Genomic DNA, 17,421 nt, shown 5'->3' on the forward strand with positions numbered 1-17,421 from the left:
AGTACGAGAGGACCGGAGTGGACGAACCTCTGGTGTTCCGGTTGTCACGCCAGTGGCATTGCCGGGTAGCTATGTTCGGAAGCGATAACCGCTGAAAGCATCTAAGCGGGAAGCGCGCCTCAAGATGAGATCTCCCGGGGCACAAGCCCCCTGAAGGAACCATGTAGACTACGTGGTTGATAGGTCAGGTGTGTAAGTACAGCAATGTATTGAGCTAACTGATACTAATGATCCGTGCGGCTTGACCATATAACCTCAAGTTGCCTTGGCTTTACGACAACGTCGTAAGAGCATCCAAGTGCACGCTACGTCACAAGAACTATGCGAGGCTGGCGCCTTGTCCCACCGGGACGAGTGCGACGCTCCAAAAGCCTCCCTGGTGAAATTAGCGCTGTGGAACCACCCGATCCCATCCCGAACTCGGAAGTGAAACGCAGCTGCGCCGATGGTAGTGTGGCTCAAGCCATGCGAGAGTAGGTCATCGCCAGGGTTTACACCCAAAACCCCGCTGCTTGCGCAGCGGGGTTTTTCTTATTAAGTGAAGGCACTGCATTTTGCGGGTCCCTTCCGCCCCAAGGGCAAGATCGCGAAGCTGGCGCTGCAAGCGCTGCTGCAACCGTCTCCCTGGTGAAATTAGCGCTGTGGAACCACCCGATCCCATCCCGAACTCGGAAGTGAAACGCAGCTGCGCCAATGGTAGTGTGGCTCAAGCCATGCGAGAGTAGGTCATCGCCAGGGTTTACACCCAAAACCCCGCTGCTCATGCAGCGGGGTTTTTCTTTGTGCGCAGAAAGTGCAGGTAGTGCCGGCCGCTGGCCGGCAACCCGATGGCGTTGCATAGCCCGGTAGATCCACGCCATGCGTAAGTGCTCCGCGAGGAGCATGGCGCCAACCAGGGTTGGCCGCTACCAATCGATTGCCGGCCAGCGGCCGGCACTACCGGCAGATCCACACCAACCGTGGATGAGCCGCCGACGGTACGCAAAAGAAAAGCGGCGCCCCGTGGGGCGCCGCTCTGCTCTCAACAGTGCTCAGTCGAGCATGGCCCGACTTTACTTGGCCGGGACCTTGTCCTTCATCATCGCGTCGCGGGCTGCCTTGAACGGATTGCCTGCATACCAGTTCGGCCAACGATCGCCACCGGCCAGTTCCTTGCCCACGCCGTACATCAGCTGCAGGTCTTCGACGGTGCCGTCCAGCTTCCAGGTGGCGGCGTCGAACTCGTCCTTCGGGCCGTGGTAACGGTTGGCGCCGTAGTCCGCCGCCGCCTTGCGGCCCGCGTCCACGCCACCCTCGCGCAGGTCTTCGCCGCCATCGGCGTACAGGGCCGGCACACCCGCTTTTGCGAAGTTGAAGTGATCGGAGCGGAAGTAGAAGCCACTCTGTACCGAGGTCTCACCGTGCAGGGTGCGGTCCTGAGCGGCGGCCAGCGGCTTGAGGATGTCCTCCAGCTCCGAGCTGCCGAAGCCGGTGACGGTCACGTCCTTGGCACGGCCGGCCACCGACATCGCATCGATGTTGATCACGCCGGCGATCTTGTCCAGCGGGAAGGTCGGGTGGGCGACGTAGTACTTGGAACCCAGCAGGCCGGACTCCTCCAGGGTCACCGCCAGGAACACCACCGAACGCTCCGGCTTCGGCTCCTGGTGGGCCATGGCTTCGGCCACTTCGAGAATGCCAGCCACGCCGGTGGCGTTGTCGACCGCGCCGTTGTAGATGTTGTCGCCGGTCTCACCCTCATGCTTGCCCAGGTGGTCCCAGTGCGCCATGTACAGGACGGCCTCGTCAGCGCGCTTGCTGCCCGGCAGCACGCCGACCACGTTGCGCGACTGCTTCTGTGCGATCTGGCTCTTCAGGTCGACCGCAGCGGTGGCCTTCAGCGGCACTGGCTTGAAACCGCGCTTGCTGGCGTCCTTGTAGGCCTGGGCGAGGTCCAGGCCGGCACCGGCGAACAGCGCCTTGGCCGCGTCGGCGCTCAGCCAGCCCTGTACCGGGATGCGCGCTTCCGGGTCATCCTTGGCGGGCAGGTCGTACTGCGGGCCAGCCCAGGAATTCTTCACCACGTCCCAGCCGTAGGACGCGCCGGCGGTGTCGTGCACGATCAGCGCGGCGGCGGCGCCCTTGCGGGCGGCCTCCTCGAACTTGTAGGTCCAGCGGCCGTAGTAGGTCATGCGCTTGCCGTCGAACAGCTTCGCGTCGTCGACGTGGAAGCCCGGGTCGTTGACGAACATCACGACCGTCTTGCCCTTCCAGTCCTGACCGGCGTAGTCGTTCCACTTCTGCTCCGGCGCATCGACGCCATAGCCGACGAACACCAGGTCGCTGGCATCGACCTTCACTTCGGCCTGGCCGGTACGGGTGCCGACCACCATGTCGGTGCCGAACTTCAGTTCGGTGGTCTTGCCGCCCTGGGTGATCTTCAGCACGGTCGATTCATCGGCCGTGGTCTCGGTCATCGGCACATCCTGGAACCAGCTGTCGCCGTTGCCGGGCTGCAGGCCGATGCGCTGCATCTGGTCGCGGATGTAGTTGACCGTCAGTTCTTCGCCCTCGCTGCCCGGGGCGCGGCCTTCGAACTCATCCGAAGCCAGGGTCTTGACCATCTCGGCGAAGTCGCCGGCGTTGATCTCCGGTGAGAACTGATGGGCGGCCGGCTTCGCGGCAGCGGTATCGGTGGGCGGCGTGGCAGCCGGCGTGGATTCGCCTTTGCAGGCACTGAGCGCGGCCGCGGCGGCCAAGCACAGGAGGAGTTTGCGGGGCATCGTCGATTCCTGGAGAACAAAGGGCGGTCGCATCTCATGCGCGACCGGTAAACGCGAGTATCACTGAAGCGGCGGGTGCGACGGGTTCAGTCGGCCGGCGCGGTTTCGGTATCGAACGGGATCGGCTCGGCCCCGGTGACCGGGCCGATGCGTGCGGTGCGATGCACGTACAGCACCACCTCGCGCTCGAACTGCAGCGGCCCACTGACGACCGCGTTGGGGCCGATGATCACGCGCGGCTTGCGGCTGGCGGTGAGCGAGACACTGAAGTTCGGCTTGCGCACATGCACGCCGCCGTTGACCTGCGAACCGATGCCGACGGTGATGTCACCGTTGACGGTCTCGACGTCTTTGCCGACGCGGCTCTCGACCAGGCCGATGCCGCCGTTCACGGTCTCGACGCCGCCTTCGATCTGGCTGCTGCGATCAGTGAAGATGCTGCCGTTGACGGTGCTGACGCCACCGCTGGCGATCACTTCACGACCCAGGCGGACACCGCCGTTGACGGTCTCGATCTTGCCGGTGCGTGCGCGGTCGGCAACCTTCACCCCGCCGTTGACGGTGTCGATGCTTCCGGTCTCGACGCCTTCGCCGACGCGGATGCCGCCGTTGACGGTGTCCAGCTTGCCGTAGCGTTGGCCGGGTTCGGCGCTGATGCTGCCGTTGACCTTGCTGATGTTCTCCTGGGCGCAGACCGGCCCGGTGACCAGCAGTACGCCCAACAGCAGCGGAATGGATAGAGTTTTCATGGGAACCTCGATGGATGTGCGGCTGGCAGGCCGCGTGCGGAGATGTCACCATTCCCCGGTACCCCCCGCAACTGCCTGAAGTCACTGGAAAGCCCTTGCGCGACAACGCCTTCCCATCACGCCGACATCACATCGCCGCCGTACGCGGCGGGCGCTGGCTGCTGCTGGGGCTGGCTGTGGCGCTGGCCCTGCCCCTGCCGGGTGCTGCGCAGACCACCCGCGAGACCGAGCGCAAGCTGCAGAAGCTGCGTACCGAGCTGAAGGGCGTGGCGCAGGAGCGACGGCAGATCGAAGGGCAGCGTGGCCAAGCATCGCAACAGCTGCGCGAGGCCGACGAGAAGGTGGCACGCACCGGCCGTGCGCTTGCGCAGACCGAAGCGGCGCTGCGCGAGCAGGCCCAGGCCCTGGCCCAGGCCGAGCAGCGCCGCAGCAGCCTGCAAACCAACCTGGCCCAGCAGCACCGCGAACTGGCCGGCCTGCTGCGCGCGGCGTATCAGCTTGGCAATCACGCACCGCTGAAGCTGCTGCTGTCGCAGGACACGGTGGCCGATGCCAATCGCGCCCTGGCCTACCATCGTTACCTGCAGCGCGAACGAGCGCAGCGCATCACCACGCTCACCGCCGACCTGAAGGAACTGGAAGCGCTGCAGGCGCAGATCGCCGAGCGCAAGCAGAAGCTGCAGGGGGCGCAGCAGGACCAGAAGCAGCAGGCAGCGGCGCTGGCGGCCGACCGCCGTGACCGCGCGCAGACCGTGGCCTCGCTCGACGAACGCTTCAAGGACCGGCGCGAGAAGGAACAGGCACTGGGCCAGGATGCCAAGGCGCTGGAAACGCTGCTGGCCAATCTGCGTGCCGCTGCCGCCCGGGCCGAAGCCGAGCGTCGCGCGGCGGCACGTCGAGCTGCTGCCGAAAAGGCCGCTGCCGAGCGGGCCGCACGCCAGGCGGCCGCACAGGGCCGGCCACCTCCGCCGGCAACCAAGGTTCCACCTGCGGTGGCGTCGGCACCGGCACCGAAGGTCGGCGGCCTGGGTTGGCCGTTGTCCGGCAACCTGCTGGCCCGCTATGGCGGCAAGCTGCCCGATGGCCGTACCAGCAGCGGCGTGCTGATCGGCGCGCCGGCCGGCAGCACCGTCACGGCCGTGGCCGACGGCACCGTGGTGTTCTCCGACTGGATGACCGGCTACGGCATGATCCTGATCGTCGACCACGGCAATGGCTACATGAGCCTGTATGCCCACAACGACACCCTGCTGAAGGATGCCGGCGCACGGGTCAGCCGCGGTGATGCGGTGGCCAAGGTCGGCAATTCCGGTGGCCAGGGCGTCACCGCGCTGTACTTTGAGCTGCGCCGTGGCGGGCAGCCGGTCAACCCGGACAGCTGGCTGCAGCGGCGCTGAATCCAGGCCTGCCGGATGCGAGTTGGATTCAACGGGAATTTAGCTGTGCTTCGCGCATAATCGGTGCATGTGCCTTGGGCACGATGCCAACGTCGACAGGAGTGATCCATGCGCGCAGCCCGTACCGCCACCCTCTTGCTGGCCCTGTTGCCAGCGCTGTCCTGGGCGCAGCAGACCGCGCCCGCCCCGAGCCAGGAAACCAGCGGGCAGGCAGCGAACAGCGAGGAGGCGGTGACCTCGAAGGTGCCGCTGGAGGACATCCGCCGTTTCGTGGCCGTGTACAACGCGGTGCGCGCCGCCTATGTCGATCCGGTCGATGACAAGAAGCTGATGCAGTCGGCCGTGCGTGGCCTGCTGCTCGACCTCGATCCGCACAGCACCTACTTCAACAAGGAAGACGCGCAGGCCTTCGACGAGCAGGCCAATGGTGCCTACGAGGGCATCGGCGTGGAGCTGCAGCAGCAGCCGGACAACGCCAGCATGAAGGTGATCGCGCCGATCGACGACACCCCGGCGGCCAAGGCCGGCATCCTCGCTGGTGACCTGATCATCGCCATCGACGGCAAGCCGATCAGTGCGATCGATGCCAGCGAGCCGCTGCGCGGCCCGGCCGGCAGCAAGGTGGTGCTGACCATCGTGCGCGAAGGCAAGCCCAAGCCGTTCGACGTGAGCCTCACCCGCCAGACCATCCGCGTGACCAGCGTGCGCAGCCGCCTGCTGGAACCCGGCTATGGCTACATCCGCCTGAGCACCTTCCAGGCCGATACCGGTTCGGACTTCCAGAAGCACGTGCAGCAGCTGCAGAAGCAGTCCGGTGGCCAGCTCAAGGGCCTGGTGCTGGACCTGCGCAGCAACCCGGGTGGCCTGCTGACCGCTGCCGTGCAGGTGGCCGATGATCTGCTCGACAAGGGCAACATCGTCAGCACCCGTGGCCGCATCAGCATCAGCGATGCACGATTCGACGCGACCCCGGGCGACCTGCTGAAGGGCGCACCGGTGGTCGTGCTGGCCGATGCCGGTTCGGCCAGTGCATCGGAAGTCCTGGCCGGCGCGCTGCGCGACAACAAGCGGGCGCGCGTGGTCGGCAGCCGTACCTTCGGCAAGGGCTCGGTGCAGACCGTGCTGCCGCTGGACAACGGTGATTCGGTGAAGCTGACCACCGCGCGCTATTACACGCCCAGCGGCAAATCGATCCAGGCCACCGGCATCGTGCCGGACGTCGAGCTGAAACCGGCCGCCACGCCGGCCGAGGATGCACTGCCGGCCAGCCTGAGCGACTACAGCGAAGCCACCCTGCCGGGCCATCTGCGCGGCGATGACGAAGGCACCGAGGGCTACCACGCCGGTGCGGTGCTGCCGGGCGATGGCCCGATCAACGACGCGCTGGCCGAGCTGAAGAACCCAGGCTCGGTGGCCGCACGGTTGAAGGCCGAGGCCGCCAAGGCGGATGCGGCCAAGGCCGCGAAGGCCGCTGCGGCGAAGCCGGAAGCAAAGCCCGAAGCAAAGCCGGAAGCAAAGCCGGAAGCAAAGCCCGAACCCGTCCCGGCCAAGCCTTGATTTTGTAGAGTCGAGCCATGCTCGACTGATCTACGAACGAGCGGGTGAGCGTGGAGCCGGCCAGCGGCCGGCACTACCAGGGGTCAGAATCCGTGCCGCTTGCGCAGGCGGCGCGCGATCGCGGCGCGCACGTACACGCCATACACCACGCCGAACACGAAGCCGCCGATGTGCGCCCACCAGGCCACCATGCCGAAGCTGGGGCCGATATGGGCGAACACCACCTGCAGCGCGGCCCAGACGCCGATCAGCAGGTAGGCCGGGGCGCGCACGAACTCCAGGAACAGGCCCAGCGGGATCACCACGCCCAGCCGGGCACCGGGGAACAGGGCCAGATAGGCGCCGATCAGCGCCGACACCGCGCCGCTGGCGCCGATGATGATCTGGTCCGGGCTGCCCATGGTGTAGATCGCCACCAGGTTCGATACCGCGCCGCCCACGAGGAACAGCAGCAGCAACCGCCAGGGTCCCAACACCCGCTCGGCGGGGAGGCCGAAGATCAGCAGGAACACCAGGTTGCCCAGCAGGTGCGACCAGTCGGCGTGCAGGAACAGCGCAGTGAACAGGCGCAGCACGCTGCCGTCCTGCAGGGTCGCCCACCAGTCCAGCGGACGGGTCAGGCCGGTGGACAGGGCGCCCCAGTCCAGCCAGAGACTGCCGCGGGCATCGTCCGGGCGCGAGATCGACCACAGGAATGCCAGCCACAATGACGCGAACAGCACGGGCGTGGCCCAACGCAGGGCCGCCTTCTTGCGCGACGGGAGGGAGACGAACATGCCAATAGCCTAGCGTGCGGCCACGTTCGGTGGGGACGGTCCTGTTCAGCTTTTGAGACGAAAAAACCGCCTGCGCTGTTATTGTTTCATTAACAGCTCTGGGTAATACTCGCATACGGCGTCGTATGTCGGGAGGGGAATCCGGCGCGCTCCGATGGGTCCCAGGACCCGGCGGGCGCAGGCGCACTCAGAGCACCATCACCGCTTACCGGAGAGAGAACTACGATGCAAACCGCTTCCACCATTGCCCGACTGACCCTGCTGGCCGTCGGCGTTGCCGGTGCGCTGGCCGCCGCCGATGCCAATGCTGCCGCCTTCCAGCTGAAGGAAAACAGCGCCAAGGGCCTGGGCCGCGCGTTCGCCGGCTCCACCTCGACCGAAGGTGACGCCTCGGTCATCGCTACCAACCCGGCGTCCATGCGCCTGCTCGACGGCACCCTGGTCCAGGGCGACGTCAGCGCCATCAGCTTCGGCGCCAAGTTCCGCGGCCAGGGCAAGTACGCCAACGGCGCGCCGATTTCCGGTGGCAACGGCGGCGACGCCGGCATGATCGCCCCGGTTCCGGCCGCGTACTTCCACGTGCCGTTCGGCGAGAACGACAACATGCACTTCGGTGCTTCGCTGACCGTGCCGTTCGGCTTCAAGACCGAATACGACCGCGACTGGGTCGGCCGCTACAACGGCGTCAAGACCGAGCTGCAGGCCATCGACCTGGGCGTGGCGTTCTCCTATGACGTCAACCCGTACCTGTCGTTCGGTGCGTCGGTGTTCGCCGAGCGCCTGAACGTCGACCTGACCAGCGCTGTCGACACCGGCACCGCGATCAACGCCACTGCCCAGCGCACCGCTGCGGCGCGTGTGCTGGCTGCCGGCGGCACCGCGGCCCAGGCTGCGGCGGCGTCGCAGGCGGCTGCACGCCAGGCCGCCCAGCTCGGCTTCTCGCCGGGCACCGCCGATGGCTACCTGCGCATCAAGGGCGATGAAGTGTCGGTCGGTTACACCCTGGGCATGACCGTCACCCCGGTGGAAGGCACCAACATCGCGTTCAGCTACCGCTCGAAGGTCGAGCACAAGATCACCGACGGCAAGGCCGATTTCACCATCCCGCAGAATGCGGCGGCCTTCCTGGCCACTGCTGCCCCGGGTACCTTCATCGACAGCAACGGTCGCGCGACCATCACCCTGCCGGCCAGCGCCACCGTGGGCTTCACCCACCGTGTGAACGACCAGTGGCAGATCATGGCTGAAGTCACGCGCACCGCGTGGAGCAAGTTCGACCAGGTCGTCGTCGATTACGACTCCAACCAGCCGGACAGCGTGCTGCCGTTCCACTACCGTGACACCACCTTCGCGTCGATCGGTACCGATTTCCGCGTGAACGACAAGCTGACCCTGCGCGGCGGCCTGGCCTATGACCAGACCCCGACCACCGATGCCCACCGCGACGTGCGCGTGCCGGACACCACCCGCAAGTGGATGTCGCTGGGCATGACCTACGCCGCTTCGGACAAGATGGAATACAGCGTGGGCTACACCCACCTGTTCACCAAGGATCCGAACATCACCTCGACCTCGGCCACCGGCAACACCGTGACCGGCAAGTACAAGGTCAGCGGCGACGTGCTGGCGGCGTCGATGCAGTACAAGTTCTGATTCGGGCGATTGCCTGGAGCAGTACGAAGGAGGCCCCGCGCAAGCGGGGCCTTTCTTTTTGTGGGGACGGGCCGGGGCGTCCACGCAGCGCACGGATCCACGACAATAGCGACATGAACCTGTCCGATCCGAACTTCCAGCTGGAGCTGGCTGCCAACATCGCCGTCGCCGGCTCGATCCTGCTGGCCGGCCGCAACAACGTGCACACCTGGTGGCTGGGCATCGTCGGCTGCGCCTTGTTTGCTGCCGTGTTCGAACGATCGCATCTGTATGCGGACATGGTGCTGCAGTTCTTCTTCATCGCCATCAGCGTGCTGGGCTGGTGGCAGTGGCTGCGTGGTGACCATGGCGCGCCGTTGCCGATCACTTCATTGCGGCCGCGCGCCTGGGCCTGGCTGGCGCCGCTGGCGGCAGTGGCCACGTTCGGCTACGGCTGGATGCTGACCCGCCTGACCAATGCCTATGCGCCGTACATCGATTCGGCGGTGCTGGTGTTGAGTGTGATCGCGCAGGTCCTGATGATGCGACGCAAGCTGGAATCGTGGTGGGTATGGCTGCTGGTGAACACCGTTGCGGTGCCGCTCTACTACAGCCGTGGCCTGCACCTGACCTCGATCCTGTATGTGGGCTTCTGGATCAACGCGCTGGTCGCCTTGCGCCATTGGCGGCACCTGATGCGGGACGAGGCCCGGGCGGCCGATGCCGCTGCCTGAGCGCGTTGCACGCGGCCTGGTGGTGGGCAAGTTCTGCCCGCTGCATCTCGGCCATGAACGACTGATCGACTTCGCCGCCACGCGCTGCCAGCAGCTGCTGGTGATCGGCTGGTCGCAGCCGGGCTTTGCCGGCTACAGCGCTGCGCGCCGCGAGCGCTGGTTGCGTGCGCGTTTCCCGCAGGCCACGGTAGCGGTGCTTGACGACGCGCGACTGGCCGCATTGTGCACGCAGCATGGCTTGCCGGTGCGAGCGCTGCCGCAGGACAGTGATGACGAACAGGTGCAGCGTGACTTTACCGCCTGGCTGTGCCTGAACCTGTTCGGTGGGCCGGTGCAGGCGGTGTACACCGGTGAGGACTACGGTGACGGCTTCGCGCAGGCGCTGGCCACGCACTTCGGTGCGCCGGTACGCCATGAGCGGCTCGAACGCGCATTGGACGTCGGGCAGGCCTGCGGCACCGAGCTGCGCAGCGATCCGCATGCGCATCGCCATGGGCTCGCACCGCAGGTGTATGCCGACCATGTACAGCGCGTGGCCTTCATCGGTGGCGAGTCCAGCGGCAAGACCACGCTGGCCCGCGTGCTGGCCGAGCGTCTGCAGACTGTCTGGGTGCCGGAGTATGGCCGCACGCTGTGGGAGCAGCGAGGCGGAGAGCTGACGCCGGGCGATCTGCTGCGCATCGCAATGACACAGCCACAGCACGAAGACGAAGCTGTGCGGCGTGCGCATCGCTGGCTGTTCTGCGATACCACGCCGCTGGTGACGCTGGGCTACAGCGGCTGGATGTTTGGCACGGCGCCGCAGCCGCTGCGGCAAGCGGCACGACGACGCTACGACCTGCTGTTCCTGTGCGCGCCGGATATTCCGTTTGACCAGGATGGCACGCGCGTGGGCGAAGCCTTCCGGACGCAGCAGCATGCGTGGTACCTGGAGCAGCTGCAGGCAGAGGGTGTCGAGCATGTGCTGCTGGAAGGCGATCTGGAGACGCGCATCGCACGCGTGCAGGGCGAGCTGGCGAAGCGGGCGGACAATCGGTTCAGTGTCGCCTTGCCTCTGTAGAGCCGAGCCCACGCTCGGCTGCGCCAGAAAAGCCGAGCATGGGCTCGGCTCTACAGCCAGGAAAGCCGAGCGTGGGCCCGCCTCTACAGGAAGCAAAGCACAAAAAACCCCGCGTTCGCGGGGTTTTTTGTTTACTGCATCAAGCAGGCGATCAGTCGCCCAGGGTCAGCAGCGAGGCGTTGCCGCCGGCGGCTGTGGTGTTCACCGTCACCGTCTTTTCGGTAGCGAAGCGCAGCAGGTAGTGCGGGCCGCCGGCCTTCGGGCCGGTGCCGGACAGGCCCTGGCCGCCGAACGGCTGCACGCCGACCACCGCGCCGATCTGGTTGCGGTTGACGTAGACGTTGCCGACGTGGACGCCGTTGCTGATGCGATCAACGGTCTCGTCGATGCGCGAATGCACGCCCAGGGTCAGGCCGTAGCCGGTGGCATTGATCTGGTCGATCACCGCGTCGAGCTGGTCGCCCTTCCAGCGGATCACGTGCAGGACCGGCCCGAAGATTTCCTTGTGCAGCTGGCCCAGGTCCTTCAGTTCATACGCGCGCGGTGCGAAGAAGGTGCCATTGGCCGCTTCGGCGGACAGCTCGGCGGCCGCGATCAGGCGCGCTTCGCGGTCCATGCGCTCGGCGTGGTCCTGCAGGATCTTCAGCGCGTCGGCGTCGATCACCGGGCCGACGTCGGTGGACAGCAGGCCCGGGTTGCCGACCTTCAGTTCCTTCATCGCGCCGGCCAGCATGGTCATCACCTTGTCGGCGATGTCGTCCTGCACGAACAGCACGCGCGCGGCCGAGCAACGCTGGCCGGCGGAGGTGAAGGCCGAACCGATCGCGTCCTTGACCAGCTGTTCCGGCAGCGCCGAGGAGTCGGCGATGAAGGCATTCTGGCCGCCGGTCTCGGCGATCAGCACACCGATGGCGGCGTCACGCGCGGCCATGGCGCGGTTGATCGCACGTGCGGTGTCGGTGGAGCCGGTGAAGGCCACGCCGGCCACGCGCGGGTCGGCGGTCAGTGCGGCACCGACGGTGGCGCCGTCGCCCGGCAGGTACTGCACCACCTCGGCCGGCACGCCAGCTTCGTGCAGCAGCTTCACCGCGTAGTAGCCGATCAGGTTGGTCTGTTCGGCCGGCTTGGCGATGACGCTGTTGCCGGCGGCCAGTGCAGCAGCGACCTGGCCCAGGAAGATCGCCAGCGGGAAGTTCCACGGGCTGATGCAGACGAACACGCCGCGGCCGTGCAGCTGCAGCTCGTTGGACTCACCGGTCGGGCTGGGCAGCTTCTCGGCGTGGCTGAACTGCTCGCGCGCCTGCTTGGCGTAGTAGCGCAGGAAGTCCACGGCTTCGCGCACTTCGGCGATGCTGTCGGGCAGGCTCTTGCCGGCTTCCTTCACGCACAGCGCCATGAACTCCGGCATGCGCGCTTCCAGCTGGTCGGCGGCGTGCTCGAGGATGGCGGCGCGGCTGGCGGCCGGGGTGCGGTTCCAGGCCGGCTGCGCGGCTACGGCATTCGCCAGCGCCTTCTGCACGGTGGCGGCATCGGCGGCCAGCCACTGGCCGACCACTTCGCGGGTGTCGGCCGGGTTGGTCACCGGCAGCGAGGCGCCGGCCGGGTTCGCACCCGGCACCAGCGGGGCGGCCTGCCACGGCTTCACGGCCGCGTTGAGCTGCTCGGCGAGGGCGCGCAGTTCGTTGTCGTTGGCGAGGTTGGCGCCCATGGAGTTCTTCCTGTCGTGGTTCTGGCTGCGCAGCAGGTCTACCGGCAGCGGGATCTTGGGATGCGGAATCGAAGCGAACGAGGCGACCATCTCGACCGGATCGCGGATCAGGTCGGCGATCGGCACGCGCTCATCGGTGATGCGGTTGACGAAGCTGGAGTTGGCGCCGTTTTCCAGCAGGCGGCGCACCAGGTACGGCAGCAGGTCTTCATGCGAACCGACCGGGGCATACACGCGGCAGGGCAGGCCCAGGCGATCGGCCGGCACCACTTCGGCGTACAGGTCATCGCCCATGCCGTGCAGCTTCTGGTGCTCGTACACGCCACCGTTGGCGATGCTGCGCACCGCAGCGATGGTGTGCGCGTTGTGCGTGGCGAACATCGGGTAGATCGCGTCGGCATGGGTGAACAGGCGCTTGGCGCATGCCAAGTAGGACACGTCGGTGTTCTGCTTGCGGGTGAACACCGGGTAGCCCGGATAGCCTTCGATCTGCGCGCGCTTGATCTCGGCATCCCAATAGGCGCCCTTGACCAGGCGCACCTGCAGGCGGCGACCGGCGCGGCGCGCCATGTCGGCCAGGTGGTCGATCGTGTACGGTGTGCGCTTCTGGTAGGCCTGCACGACCACGCCGAAGCCGTCCCAGCCGGCCAGCGAGGCGTCGGAGAACACCTGCTCGATGATGTCCAGCGACAGTTCCAGGCGGTCGGACTCTTCGGCGTCGACGGTGCAGCCGATGCCGTAGCTCTTGGCCAGCTGCGCCAGCTCCAGCACGCCCGGCACCAGGTCCTTCAGCACGCGCTCGCGCTTGGCGTGCTCGTAGCGCGGGTACAGCGCCGACAGCTTGATCGAGATGCCCGGTGCGTTGTTGACGTCGCCATCCGGGCGGCCGCCGCGGGCCTTGTGATCACCGCCAATGGCGTGGATCGCGCGACGGTAGTCTTCCAGGTAGCGCAGCGCGTCCTTCATGGTCAGCGCGCCTTCGCCCAGCATGTCGAAGGAGTAGCGGTAGTTCGCGTTGTCGCCCTTGTGCGAGCGCGACAGCGCCTCGCTGATGGTGCGGCCCATGACGAACTGGTGGCCCATGATCTTCATCGCCTGGCGCACGGCCAGGCGCACCACCGGCTCACCGACGCGGCCGACCAGGCGCTTGAACGCGCTGGGCGCATCGGCGCGGGTGGCGTCGTTCATCTGTACCAGCTTGCCGGTCAGCATCAGGCCCCAGGTGGAGGCGTTGACCAGCACCGAGTCGCTGCCGCCCAGGTGCTTTTCCCAGTCGGCATCGGCCAGCTTGTCGCGGATCAGCTTGTCGGCGGTGTCCTGGTCCGGAATGCGCAGCAGCGCTTCGGCCACGCACATCAGCAGCACGCCTTCTTCGCTGCCCAGGTCGTACTGGCGCATGAAGGCTTCGATCGCGCCCTGGTCCTTGGCACGCACGCGCACGCGGCCGACCAGGTCGGCGGCCAGCGCCTGCACCCTGGCCTGCTCGTCGGCCGGCAGCCGGGCCTGCGCCAGCAGCTCGCGGACGTGGCTGGCCTCGTCCTTCAACCAGGCATCGGTGATGGCCTGGCGGAACGGGTTGGGGGGCGCCGGCAGTTCCGGCGACAGCAGCGCGCCGGGACGCTGGGCGTCGCTGGCGGCAGGGGAGGAGGAAGGTGCGTTCATGCCGGTCCGGCCAATGGAAAACTTGGCGATTTTAATCATTTTTGCGGGTTGCGGAAGTGCCCCGCAGCCACCTTAGTGAAGGGCTGATAGCCCCTAATGGTGGTGGATTCAGCGTGTTCAGCAAGCCCGGCAATATTTGTGCTGAATTCGGCATTCGCGCCGCCGACCCCATGCTGTGTTGCAGCATGGGAAAAAGTGTGAATGCACCCTTGCTACCGGCGAGAGGGCGGGGCTACCATCGAGACGTTTCCCGCGGCAGGAACGCGGTTGCGACATGATCGAGGTGCTTCCAGCTCCGGATGGGTCAGGTACGCAGCTGCGGCTGCGTCCCCCACGGGCGCTCGATGCCCGGCAGTTCGTCCTGTTGTTCACCGTGTTGTCGGGTGCGATGTGGCTGGTGTCCGCCCTCGGGTGGTTGGCCGGCAGTGCATTCGCCCCCCTGTTCGCGCTGCTGTACAGCCTGGTGCTGGCGGCGGCACTGCGTGCCTTGTGGCGCAGCGGTGAACGGCAGGAGGAGATCCGGGTAGTGCCGGCGTACGTGGAGGTCATCCCCGTACCCGGTGGATCGCCGGTGTTCCGGGCCCACCCCCACTGGGTGCGCCTGCTCACCGGCGATGAGAGGGTCCGGCTGGCATCCAGCGGCCGGCAGGTGGAGGTGGGGAGTTTCCTCGCGCCGGCCGAACGTCAGACGCTCGCAGAGACACTTGAAAGCTTGCTCGCCGCCAGCGATGGCGGCAACCGACGACGCTAAGGGTCTAGGCAATGAAGCAAAGCAGCAGGTGGGGCACGAAGTGCGTTGCAGTGGTCACCGCCATGGTGGCCGGGGGACTGATGCCGGCGTTGGCCTGGGCCCAGGCGGCCGATCCCAAGCCGTGGCAGCTGAACATGGGCAAGGGGGTGACCCAGACCTCGCGCCTGGCCTGGGAATCGAACAATCTCTCGTTGATCATCTGCACGGTGATCGGCGTCATCGTGTTCGGCGCGATGGCCTACGCCATCTTCAAGTTCCGCAAATCCAAGGGGGCAGTCGCCGCCACCTTCAGCCACAACACCAAGGCCGAGATCATCTGGACGGTGATCCCGGTGATCATCCTGATCGTGATGGCGTGGCCGGCCACGGCCAACCTGATCAAGATGTACGACACCCGCGATGCCGAGATGACGGTCAAGGTCACCGGCTACCAGTGGATGTGGAAGTACGAATACCTCGGCGAGAACGTCACCTTCACCAGCCGACTGGACCGCGAGTCCGACCGCGTGCGGCAAAGTGGCATCGTGCCGACCCGTGAAAGCCATCCGCACTACCTGCTGGATGTCGACAACCGGCTGGTGCTGCCGGTCGACACCAAGGTGCGCTTCGTCATCACCTCCGACGACGTGATCCACGCCTGGTGGGTGCCGGCGCTGGGCTGGAAGCAGGATGCCATTCCCGGCTTCATCAACGAAGCCTGGACCAGCATCGAGCAGCCTGGCGTGTACCGCGGCCAGTGCGCCGAGCTGTGCGGAAAGGACCACGGCTTCATGCCGATCGTGGTCGAGGCGGTGTCCAAGGAGGAATTCAAACAGTGGCTGGCGCAGCGCAAGCCGGCGCCGGCTGCCGCGCCGGCCACGCCTGCGGCACCTGCCGAACCGGCTGCACCGGCGGGCGAGGCGCCGGCTGCGCCTGCTGCTGCAGAAGCGGCCAGCGCACCTGCCACTGCAGCCAGCGGCGCGTGATGTAAAGCCCGCGGCCGCCCGCGGCCGTGGTGACAACCGATTCTGAGAGGTGTTTTGCAATGGCGCACTCGGCAGTTGGGCACGACGATCACCATCACCAGCAGAGTTTCTTCGAGCGTTGGTTCTTCTCGACCAACCACAAGGACATCGGCACGCTGTACCTGGGTTTCAGCTTCATCATGTTCATCATCGGTGCGGCGATGAGCGTGGTGATCCGCGCCGAGCTGGCACAGCCCGGCCTGCAGTTCGTCAAGCCCGAGTTCTTCAACCAGATGACCACCGTGCATGCGCTGGTGATGATCTTCGGTGGCGTGATGCCGGCCTTCGTCGGCCTCGCCAACTGGATGATCCCGCTGCAGATCGGCGCGCCGGACATGGCGCTGCCGCGCATGAACAACTGGTCGTTCTGGTTGCTGCCGGTGGCCTTCAGCCTGCTGCTGCTGACCCTGTTCCTGCCCGGTGGTGCGCCGGCTGGTGGCTGGACGCTGTATCCGCCGCTGTCGCTGCAGGGCGGCTACAACGTGGCCTTCAGCGTGTTCGCTATCCACGTGGCCGGCATCAGTTCGATCATGGGTGCGATCAACATCATCGCCACCGTGCTGAACATGCGTGCGCCGGGCATCGACCTGCTGAAAATGCCGATCTTCTGCTGGGCCTGGCTGATCACCGCGTTCCTGCTGATCGCGGTGATGCCGGTGCTGGCCGGTGCGGTGACCATGCTGCTGACCGACAAGTTCTTCGGCACCAGCTTCTTCAACGCCGCCGGTGGCGGTGACCCGGTGATGTACCAGCACATCTTCTGGTTCTTCGGGCACCCCGAGGTCTACATCATGATCCTGCCCGCCTTCGGCGTGGTCAGCGAGATCATCCCGACCTTCAGCCGCAAGCCGCTGTTCGGCTACCAGGCGATGGTATACGCCACCGCGGCGATCGCGTTCCTGTCGTTCATCGTCTGGGCCCACCACATGTTCACCGTGGGCATGCCGCTGGGCGGCGAGATCTATTTCATGTTCGCCACCATGCTGATCTCGATCCCGACCGGCGTGAAGGTGTTCAACTGGGTCAGCACCATGTGGCGTGGCTCGCTGACGTTCGAGGCACCGATGCTGTGGTCGGTGGCGTTCGTCATCCTGTTCACCATCGGTGGCTTCTCCGGCCTGATGCTGGCCATCGTGGCGGCCGACTTCCAGTACCACGACACCTACTTCGTGGTCGCGCACTTCCACTACGTGCTGGTGACCGGTGCGGTGTTCGCGCTGATCGCCGCGGTGTACTACTGGTGGCCGAAGTGGACCGGGCGCATGTACAGCGAGAAGTGGGCCAAGGTGCACTTCTGGTGGTCGATCGTGTTCGTCAACCTGCTGTTCTTCCCGCAGCACTTCCTCGGCCTGGCCGGCATGCCGCGCCGCATTCCCGATTACAGCGTGGCGTTTGCCGACTGGAACCTGATCAGCTCGATCGGTGCGTTCGGCATGTTCGTCACCCCGTTCATGATGGCCGCGATCCTGCTGTCCTCGCTGCGCAACGGCGAGAAGGCCGAAGCGCGTTCCTGGGAGGGTGCACGCGGCCTGGAATGGACGCTGCCGTCGCCGGCACCGGCGCACACCTTCACCACCCCGCCGACCATCCGCCCGGGGGATCTGGCGCATGACGACATCACGCATTGAG

The 17,421-nt window shown here is 66.4% G+C and carries 12 protein-coding genes and 3 rRNA genes (1 of these 15 running past the window's edge); 11 read left to right on the forward strand and 4 right to left on the reverse strand.

Features of this window, described 5'->3' with window-relative positions; translation table 11 throughout:
- The 3 genes from ACT6SE_RS00585 to rrf (ACT6SE_RS00595) all read left to right on the forward strand — a co-directional run.
- Positions 1 to 249 (forward strand): 23S ribosomal RNA (locus ACT6SE_RS00585) (it extends 2,629 nt beyond the left edge of the window).
- A 126-nt stretch (positions 250 to 375) separates the two neighbouring features.
- A 5S ribosomal RNA gene (rrf, locus tag ACT6SE_RS00590) occupies positions 376 to 490 on the forward strand.
- Positions 491 to 623: 133 nt separating this feature from the next.
- Positions 624 to 738 (forward strand): 5S ribosomal RNA (rrf, locus tag ACT6SE_RS00595).
- A gap of 314 nt (positions 739 to 1,052) precedes the next feature.
- Here rrf (ACT6SE_RS00595) and ACT6SE_RS00600 read toward each other — a convergent pair.
- Both ACT6SE_RS00600 and ACT6SE_RS00605 read right to left on the reverse strand, forming a co-directional pair.
- Positions 1,053 to 2,762 (reverse strand): M28 family metallopeptidase, encoded by a 1,710-nt coding sequence (locus ACT6SE_RS00600; protein WP_046428183.1) that lies wholly within the window; start codon positions 2,760 to 2,762, stop codon positions 1,053 to 1,055.
- Between the two features lie 86 nt (positions 2,763 to 2,848).
- The gene (locus ACT6SE_RS00605; RefSeq protein WP_046428185.1) at positions 2,849 to 3,511 is read right to left on the reverse strand and encodes a hypothetical protein; all 663 of its coding nucleotides are present in this window, start codon (positions 3,509 to 3,511) and stop codon (positions 2,849 to 2,851) included.
- A gap of 95 nt (positions 3,512 to 3,606) precedes the next feature.
- Here ACT6SE_RS00605 and ACT6SE_RS00610 point away from each other — a divergent pair, with 95 nt between their 5' ends.
- Together ACT6SE_RS00610 and ACT6SE_RS00615 are read left to right on the forward strand one after the other, a co-directional pair.
- Positions 3,607 to 4,908 (forward strand): murein hydrolase activator EnvC family protein, encoded by a 1,302-nt coding sequence (locus tag ACT6SE_RS00610; RefSeq protein ID WP_014645683.1) that lies wholly within the window; start codon positions 3,607 to 3,609, stop codon positions 4,906 to 4,908.
- Positions 4,909 to 5,016: 108 nt separating this feature from the next.
- Positions 5,017 to 6,465, forward strand: a complete 1,449-nt coding sequence (locus tag ACT6SE_RS00615; RefSeq protein WP_046428188.1) for a S41 family peptidase — start codon at positions 5,017 to 5,019, stop codon at positions 6,463 to 6,465.
- Between the two features lie 83 nt (positions 6,466 to 6,548).
- On the opposite strand, the gene ACT6SE_RS00620 is transcribed toward ACT6SE_RS00615, so the two are convergent.
- Entirely contained in the window at positions 6,549 to 7,241 is a 693-nt protein-coding gene (locus ACT6SE_RS00620) for a rhomboid family intramembrane serine protease (protein ID WP_005414994.1), read from the reverse strand.
- A gap of 225 nt (positions 7,242 to 7,466) precedes the next feature.
- Between ACT6SE_RS00620 and ACT6SE_RS00625 the strand changes: the two genes are divergently transcribed.
- The 3 genes from ACT6SE_RS00625 to ACT6SE_RS00635 all read left to right on the forward strand — a co-directional run bounded on the left by ACT6SE_RS00625 (position 7,467) and on the right by ACT6SE_RS00635 (position 10,667).
- Positions 7,467 to 8,894, forward strand: a complete 1,428-nt coding sequence (locus tag ACT6SE_RS00625; RefSeq protein WP_444811079.1) for an outer membrane protein transport protein — start codon at positions 7,467 to 7,469, stop codon at positions 8,892 to 8,894.
- Between the two features lie 113 nt (positions 8,895 to 9,007).
- Entirely contained in the window at positions 9,008 to 9,607 is a 600-nt protein-coding gene (gene pnuC / locus ACT6SE_RS00630; protein ID WP_049420306.1) for a nicotinamide riboside transporter PnuC, read from the forward strand.
- Positions 9,594 to 10,667, forward strand: coding sequence for an AAA family ATPase (locus ACT6SE_RS00635; protein ID WP_049420308.1), 1,074 nt, complete (start codon positions 9,594 to 9,596; stop codon positions 10,665 to 10,667). The genes pnuC and ACT6SE_RS00635 overlap by 14 nt, the downstream gene beginning before the upstream one ends.
- Positions 10,668 to 10,818: 151 nt before the next feature.
- Here ACT6SE_RS00635 and putA read toward each other — a convergent pair whose 3' ends face one another.
- Positions 10,819 to 14,037, reverse strand: coding sequence for a bifunctional proline dehydrogenase/L-glutamate gamma-semialdehyde dehydrogenase PutA (gene putA, locus ACT6SE_RS00640; protein ID WP_046428197.1), 3,219 nt, complete (start codon positions 14,035 to 14,037; stop codon positions 10,819 to 10,821).
- A gap of 274 nt (positions 14,038 to 14,311) precedes the next feature.
- Here putA and ACT6SE_RS00645 point away from each other — a divergent pair, with 274 nt between their 5' ends.
- From ACT6SE_RS00645 to ctaD, 3 genes are read left to right on the forward strand one after another with little or no spacing between them, the layout of a single operon-like run.
- A complete protein-coding gene (locus ACT6SE_RS00645) occupies positions 14,312 to 14,788 on the forward strand; it encodes a DUF2244 domain-containing protein (protein WP_046428199.1) in 477 nt (158 codons plus the stop codon).
- Positions 14,789 to 14,799: 11 nt separating this feature from the next.
- The gene (coxB, locus tag ACT6SE_RS00650) at positions 14,800 to 15,753 is read left to right on the forward strand and encodes a cytochrome c oxidase subunit II (RefSeq protein ID WP_046428202.1); all 954 of its coding nucleotides are present in this window, start codon (positions 14,800 to 14,802) and stop codon (positions 15,751 to 15,753) included.
- A gap of 59 nt (positions 15,754 to 15,812) precedes the next feature.
- Positions 15,813 to 17,420, forward strand: a complete 1,608-nt coding sequence (gene ctaD / locus ACT6SE_RS00655) for a cytochrome c oxidase subunit I (RefSeq protein ID WP_004153896.1) — start codon at positions 15,813 to 15,815, stop codon at positions 17,418 to 17,420.
- Position 17,421 lies beyond the last annotated feature (1 nt).

Source organism: Stenotrophomonas sp. LC732 (assembly GCF_052446685.1).
Classification (GTDB): Bacteria; Pseudomonadota; Gammaproteobacteria; order Xanthomonadales; family Xanthomonadaceae; genus Stenotrophomonas; species Stenotrophomonas muris.

Excerpts from the sequence above, each read along its gene's own strand:
- ACT6SE_RS00600 (WP_046428183.1), bottom strand. The coding sequence starts at position 2,762 with ATGCCCCGCAAACTCCTCCTGTGCTTGGCCGCCGCGGCCGCGCTCAGT.
- ACT6SE_RS00605 (WP_046428185.1), bottom strand. The coding sequence starts at position 3,511 with ATGAAAACTCTATCCATTCCGCTGCTGTTGGGCGTACTGCTGGTCACC.
- ACT6SE_RS00615 (WP_046428188.1), top strand. The coding sequence starts at position 5,017 with ATGCGCGCAGCCCGTACCGCCACCCTCTTGCTGGCCCTGTTGCCAGCG.
- ACT6SE_RS00620 (WP_005414994.1), bottom strand. The coding sequence starts at position 7,241 with ATGTTCGTCTCCCTCCCGTCGCGCAAGAAGGCGGCCCTGCGTTGGGCC.
- ACT6SE_RS00625 (WP_444811079.1), top strand. The coding sequence starts at position 7,467 with ATGCAAACCGCTTCCACCATTGCCCGACTGACCCTGCTGGCCGTCGGC.
- pnuC (WP_049420306.1), top strand. The coding sequence starts at position 9,008 with ATGAACCTGTCCGATCCGAACTTCCAGCTGGAGCTGGCTGCCAACATC.
- ACT6SE_RS00635 (WP_049420308.1), top strand. The coding sequence starts at position 9,594 with ATGCCGCTGCCTGAGCGCGTTGCACGCGGCCTGGTGGTGGGCAAGTTC.
- putA (WP_046428197.1), bottom strand. The coding sequence starts at position 14,037 with ATGAACGCACCTTCCTCCTCCCCTGCCGCCAGCGACGCCCAGCGTCCC.
- ACT6SE_RS00645 (WP_046428199.1), top strand. The coding sequence starts at position 14,312 with ATGATCGAGGTGCTTCCAGCTCCGGATGGGTCAGGTACGCAGCTGCGG.
- coxB (WP_046428202.1), top strand. The coding sequence starts at position 14,800 with ATGAAGCAAAGCAGCAGGTGGGGCACGAAGTGCGTTGCAGTGGTCACC.
- ctaD (WP_004153896.1), top strand. The coding sequence starts at position 15,813 with ATGGCGCACTCGGCAGTTGGGCACGACGATCACCATCACCAGCAGAGT.